5 protein-coding genes are annotated in these 4,429 nt (G+C 75.2%); all 5 read right to left on the bottom strand.

Annotated elements, in window-relative coordinates; genetic code table 11:
* On the bottom strand, positions 1-413 hold a 413-nt coding region (locus MHW47_RS32530), incomplete at its 3' end, for a hypothetical protein (protein WP_239227444.1).
* Positions 414-572: 159 nt separating this feature from the next.
* Positions 573-1,370: a type III pantothenate kinase gene (locus MHW47_RS32525; RefSeq protein ID WP_239227443.1), complete on the bottom strand. Its 798-nt coding sequence runs from the start codon at positions 1,368-1,370 to the stop codon at positions 573-575.
* Complete coding sequence (gene nadC / locus MHW47_RS32520; RefSeq protein ID WP_239227442.1) at positions 1,370-2,398, bottom strand: carboxylating nicotinate-nucleotide diphosphorylase; 1,029 nt, start codon at positions 2,396-2,398, stop codon at positions 1,370-1,372. Before nadC ends, MHW47_RS32525 begins: the two co-directional genes overlap by 1 nt.
* 2 nt (positions 2,399-2,400) lie before the next feature.
* A complete protein-coding gene (locus MHW47_RS32515) occupies positions 2,401-4,134 on the bottom strand; it encodes an L-aspartate oxidase (RefSeq protein ID WP_239227441.1) in 1,734 nt (577 codons plus the stop codon).
* Positions 4,131-4,429: pantoate--beta-alanine ligase (locus tag MHW47_RS32510; protein ID WP_239227440.1), on the bottom strand; the 299-nt coding region annotated here is incomplete at its 5' end. The genes MHW47_RS32515 and MHW47_RS32510, both read right to left, overlap by 4 nt.

The following is a 4,429-nucleotide window of genomic DNA, read 5'->3' as shown; positions in this document are numbered from 1 at the left end:
CACCCCCGCCCTCCGGACGCCGTCGCCGCCGCCCCCACCGCCCGCCCGGCGAGCCGGGCGCGCACCGAGCGCTCCGCGAGCGTCCGGCACCGCTCCAGGAGCGCGGCGGCGAGCGGGGAGCCGCGCAGGGCGCGCAGGGCGGCCAGGTCCTCGGGGCGGGGGTCGTACCCGGCGGCCAGGGCGTCCTGGAGGAGTTCCAGATAGCCGCCGAGGGAGCCGGGGAGGGCGTCGCGGTAGCGGACGAGGTCGGCGAGGAGGAAGGCACGCAGCCGTCCGGCCTCGGCGACGGCCTCGTCCACGCAGCCCGCAAGCCGCAGGCAGTCCTGGACATCCTCGTCGGGCAGGGGCGCGGGGTGCAGGGCGAAGGCGAGGGCGCGTCGGAGCACTCGCAGCTCGTCCGCGCTGAACGCCATACCGCCGCGTGATCCGTAGGGCGTGGGCATGAAGCGACAATACGTGCTAAAGGGACAAAATCCGCTTAACTGGTCGTCGCCGGGCGCGGCGGCCCCGGGGCGCGGACGCGCACGGAACCGCCGGTCACAGGCGTGCCACCGGATCTCCCGGGGCCGCTCCTACAGCCGCGACACGTTGCGCTCGTACACCAGGCGCAGCCCGATGAGGGTCAGCCAGGGCTCGTGCTCGTCGATCACGGAGGACTCGTTCAACACCATCGGAGCAAGGCCGCCGGTCGCGATGACGGTGACGTCGTCCGGGTCGTCCGCCAGCTCCTTGCGCATCCGCTCCACGACCCCGTCCACCTGGCCGGCGAAGCCGTAGATGATGCCCGCCTGCATGGCCTCGACGGTGTTCTTGCCGATGACGCTGCGCGGCCGGGCCAGCTCGATCTTGCGGAGCTGCGCGCCCCGCACGCCCAGCGCGTCCACCGAGATCTCGATGCCGGGCGCGATGACCCCGCCGGTGTACTCGCCGCGCGCCGAGACCGCGTCGAAGGTGGTGGCCGTGCCGAAGTCCACCACGATCGCCGGACCGCCGTAGAGGTCGACGGCGGCGACCGCGTTGATGATGCGGTCCGCGCCGACCTCCTTCGGGTTGTCCATCAGGATCGGCACCCCGGTCTTGATGCCGGGCTCCACGAGCACGGCCGGGACGTCGCCGTAGTAGCGGCGGGTCACCTCGCGCAGCTCGTGCAGCACGGCCGGGACCGTGGAGCAGATCGCGATGCCCTCGATGCCGTCGCCCAGCTCCATGCCGAGCAGCGGGTGCATGCCCATCAGCCCCTGGAGCAGCACGGCCAGCTCGTCGGCGGTACGGCGCGGGTCGGTGGAGATCCGCCAGTGCTCGACGATCTCCTCGCCGTCGAACAGGCCGAGGACGGTGTGGGTGTTGCCGACGTCGATGGTGAGCAGCATCAGACGTCGGCCCCGTCGGCGTCGCGGAAGTCCAGGCCGATGTCGAGGATCGGCGAGGAGTGGGTCAGCGCGCCCACGGCCAGGTAGTCGACACCGGCCTCCGCGTAGGCGCGGGCCGAGTCGAGGGAGAGCCGGCCGGAGGACTCCAGGACCGCGCGCCCGGCGGTCAGGGCGACCGCGTCGGCGGTCTGGGCCGGGGTGAAGTTGTCCAGCAGGATCAGGTCGGCACCCGCCTCCAGCACCTCGGCGAGCTGCTCCGGGGTGTCCACCTCGACCTCGACCGGCAGCTCCGGGAACTCCTCCCGGACCCGCTTGAACGCGGCGGCGACCCCGCCCGCGGCGATGACGTGGTTGTCCTTGACGAGCGCGGCGTCGGACAGCGAGAAGCGGTGGTTGACGCCGCCGCCGCAGCGCACCGCGTACTTCTCCAGGGCGCGCAGCCCGGGCGTCGTCTTGCGGGTGTCGCGGACCTTCGCCCCGGTGCCCTCCAGTACGTCGGCCCAGGCGCGGGTGGCGGTGGCGATCCCGGAGAGCCGGCACAGCAGGTTGAGGGCGCTGCGCTCGCCGGTGAGGAGGTCGCGGGTGCGGGTGGTGACGGTGAGCAGTTTCTGGCCGGGGACGACCCGGTCGCCGTCCTCGACGTGCCGCTCGACCTCGAACTCGGAGGTGCAGACGATCGACAGGACCGCCTCGGCGACCCGCAGCCCGGCCACCACACCGGCCTCGCGGGCGGTGAAGTCGCCGGTGGCCATGGCGTCCTCGGCGATGGTGGCGACGGTGGTGACGTCCACCCCGCCGTCCAGGTCCTCGGCGATGGCGAGGTGGGCCACGTCCTCGACCTGGACCGGGTCCAGACCGGCGTCGAGGAGGAGCTGGGCGAGGGCGGGGTCGAGCCCGCACTCCTCGTACTCCTCGCCGCCGCAGCCGCAGGCGTCGCCGCAGCCGTCCTGGGCGGCCGCGGGCGCGCCGAGCCGGATCAGCGGTACGTCCACGGGTGTGGGGCGCGGATTCTCTTCGGGCGTGCTCACGGTTACGGCTCCTCGGGTGTGGGGTGGGTGGTGCTGGTCGCTGCGCGGTCCGCCGTGCCGGAGGCGTCCACGGGCCCGAACGCCTCGGTGTCCGTGCGGTCGACGGCGAGGCCGCCGGCGGAGTCGAGCCGGACGACGAGGTGGCGGCGCCAGTGCGCGTCGTCGCGCTCGGGCCGGTCCTCGCGCCAGTGGCAGCCCCGGGTCTCCTCGCGCAGCCGGGCGGCGGCGACCAGGACGCGGGAGACCAGCAGCAGGTTGGTGGCCTCCCATGCCTCGACGCCGGGCACGGCGGGCTTGGCCCCACCGGCCCCGGGCGCCGGGCGGGCGCCGTGGTGCAACTCCTCCAGCTCCGCGGCCGCGGCGGCCAGGCTCTCGCCGGAGCGCAGCACTCCGGCGCCCCGGGTCATGGCGCGCTGGATCGCGGTGCGGGTCTCGGGGGCCAGCAGCGGGGCGGCGGTCCTGGTCTCCTCGACGGGCTCGCCGGCGCGGGGGCGGGAGGCGACGATGTCGGCCGCGATGCGCTCGGCGAAGACGAGCCCCTCCAGCAGCGAGTTGGACGCGAGCCGGTTGGCGCCCTGCACCCCGGTGCAGGCGGTCTCGCCGCACGCGTAGAGGCCGGGCACGGTGGTGCGGCCGCGCAGGTCGGTGCGGACGCCGCCGGAGGCGTAGTGCGCGGCGGGGGCGACCGGGATCGGTTCGGTGACGGGGTCGATGCCGTGGGCGCGGCAGGCGGCGAGGATGGTCGGGAAGCGGTGCTCCCACATCTCGGCGCCGAAGTGCCGGGCATCCAGGTACATGTGCTCGGCGCCGGTCTCCAGCATCCGGCGGGTGATGCCCTTGGCGACGATGTCGCGCGGGGCCAGCTCCGCCAGCTCGTGCTGCCCGAGCATGAAGCGCGTGCCGTCGGCGTCCACGAGGTGGGCGCCCTCGCCCCGTACCGCTTCGGAGACCAGCGGCTGCTGGCCCTCGGAGCCGGCGCCGAGGAAGAGGACGGTCGGGTGGAACTGGACGAACTCCAGGTCCGAGACCTCCGCGCCGGCCCGGAGCGCCAGCGCCACGCCGTCGCCGGTGGAGACGGAGGGGTTGGTGGTGGCGGAGAAGACCTGGCCCATGCCGCCGGTGGCCAGGACCACGGCCGGGGCGCGGACCGCGCCGACGCCGTCGTGCTGGCCCTCGCCCATGACGTGCAGGGTGACCCCGGCGGTACGGCCGTCGGCGTCGGTGAGCAGGTCGAGGACCAGGGCGTTCTCGACGGTGTGCAGGGCGGCCGCGCGGACCGCCTCGACCAGGGCGCGGGAGACCTCGGCGCCGGTCGCGTCGCCGCCGGCGTGGACGATGCGGCGGCGGTGGTGGCCGCCCTCGCGGGTCAGCTGTACGGAGCCGTCCTCGGCGGTGTCGAAGCGGGCGCCGGTCTCCATGAGGCGGCGGACCGCGCCGGGGCCCTCGGTGACCAGGGTCCGCACGGCGGCCTCGTCGCAGAGTCCGGCGCCGGCGACCAGGGTGTCGTCCAGGTGCTGTTCGGGGGTGTCGCCCTCGCCGAGGGCCGCGGCGATGCCGCCCTGCGCCCAGCGGGTGGAACCGGCGTCCAGCCGGGCCTTGGTCACCACGACCGTGGCCAGGCCCGCCGCCGCGCACCGCAGGGCGGTGGTGAGCCCGGCGACGCCGGAGCCGACGACCACGACGTCGGCGTCGATGGACCAGCCGGGTGCGGGGGCGGTCAGCCGTATTCCGGTCACGAGGTCGCTCCGAAGGTGAGGGGGATGTTGTCGATCAGGCGGGTGGCGCCGACCCGGCCCGCGACGGCCAGGATCGCCTCGCCGGTCGTCCGGTCGTCGGGAATCTCGGTGAAGTCGGCCGGGTCCACCAGGGCCACGTAGTCCAGCTCCAGCGGCGGACTCGCGGCCCCCGCCTCCTCCAGGACCGTGCGGGCGGCGGCGCGCGCGGCGGCCGGTCCGTTGTCCGGCCGGGCACGGGCCACGGCCTGGGCGTCGGCCGCCAGCCGGGGTTCGCCGAGCCGGTCGAGCCCGGCGG

Source organism: Streptomyces sp. OfavH-34-F, from assembly GCF_022347745.1.
GTDB lineage: Bacteria > Actinomycetota > Actinomycetes > Streptomycetales > Streptomycetaceae > Streptomyces.
This window is presented reverse-complemented; position numbering and strand designations above follow the sequence as displayed.

What these genes read in the sequence shown, in the direction of transcription:
- MHW47_RS32525 (WP_239227443.1), bottom strand. Translation starts at nt 1,370, where the DNA reads ATGCTGCTCACCATCGACGTCGGCAACACCCACACCGTCCTCGGCCTG.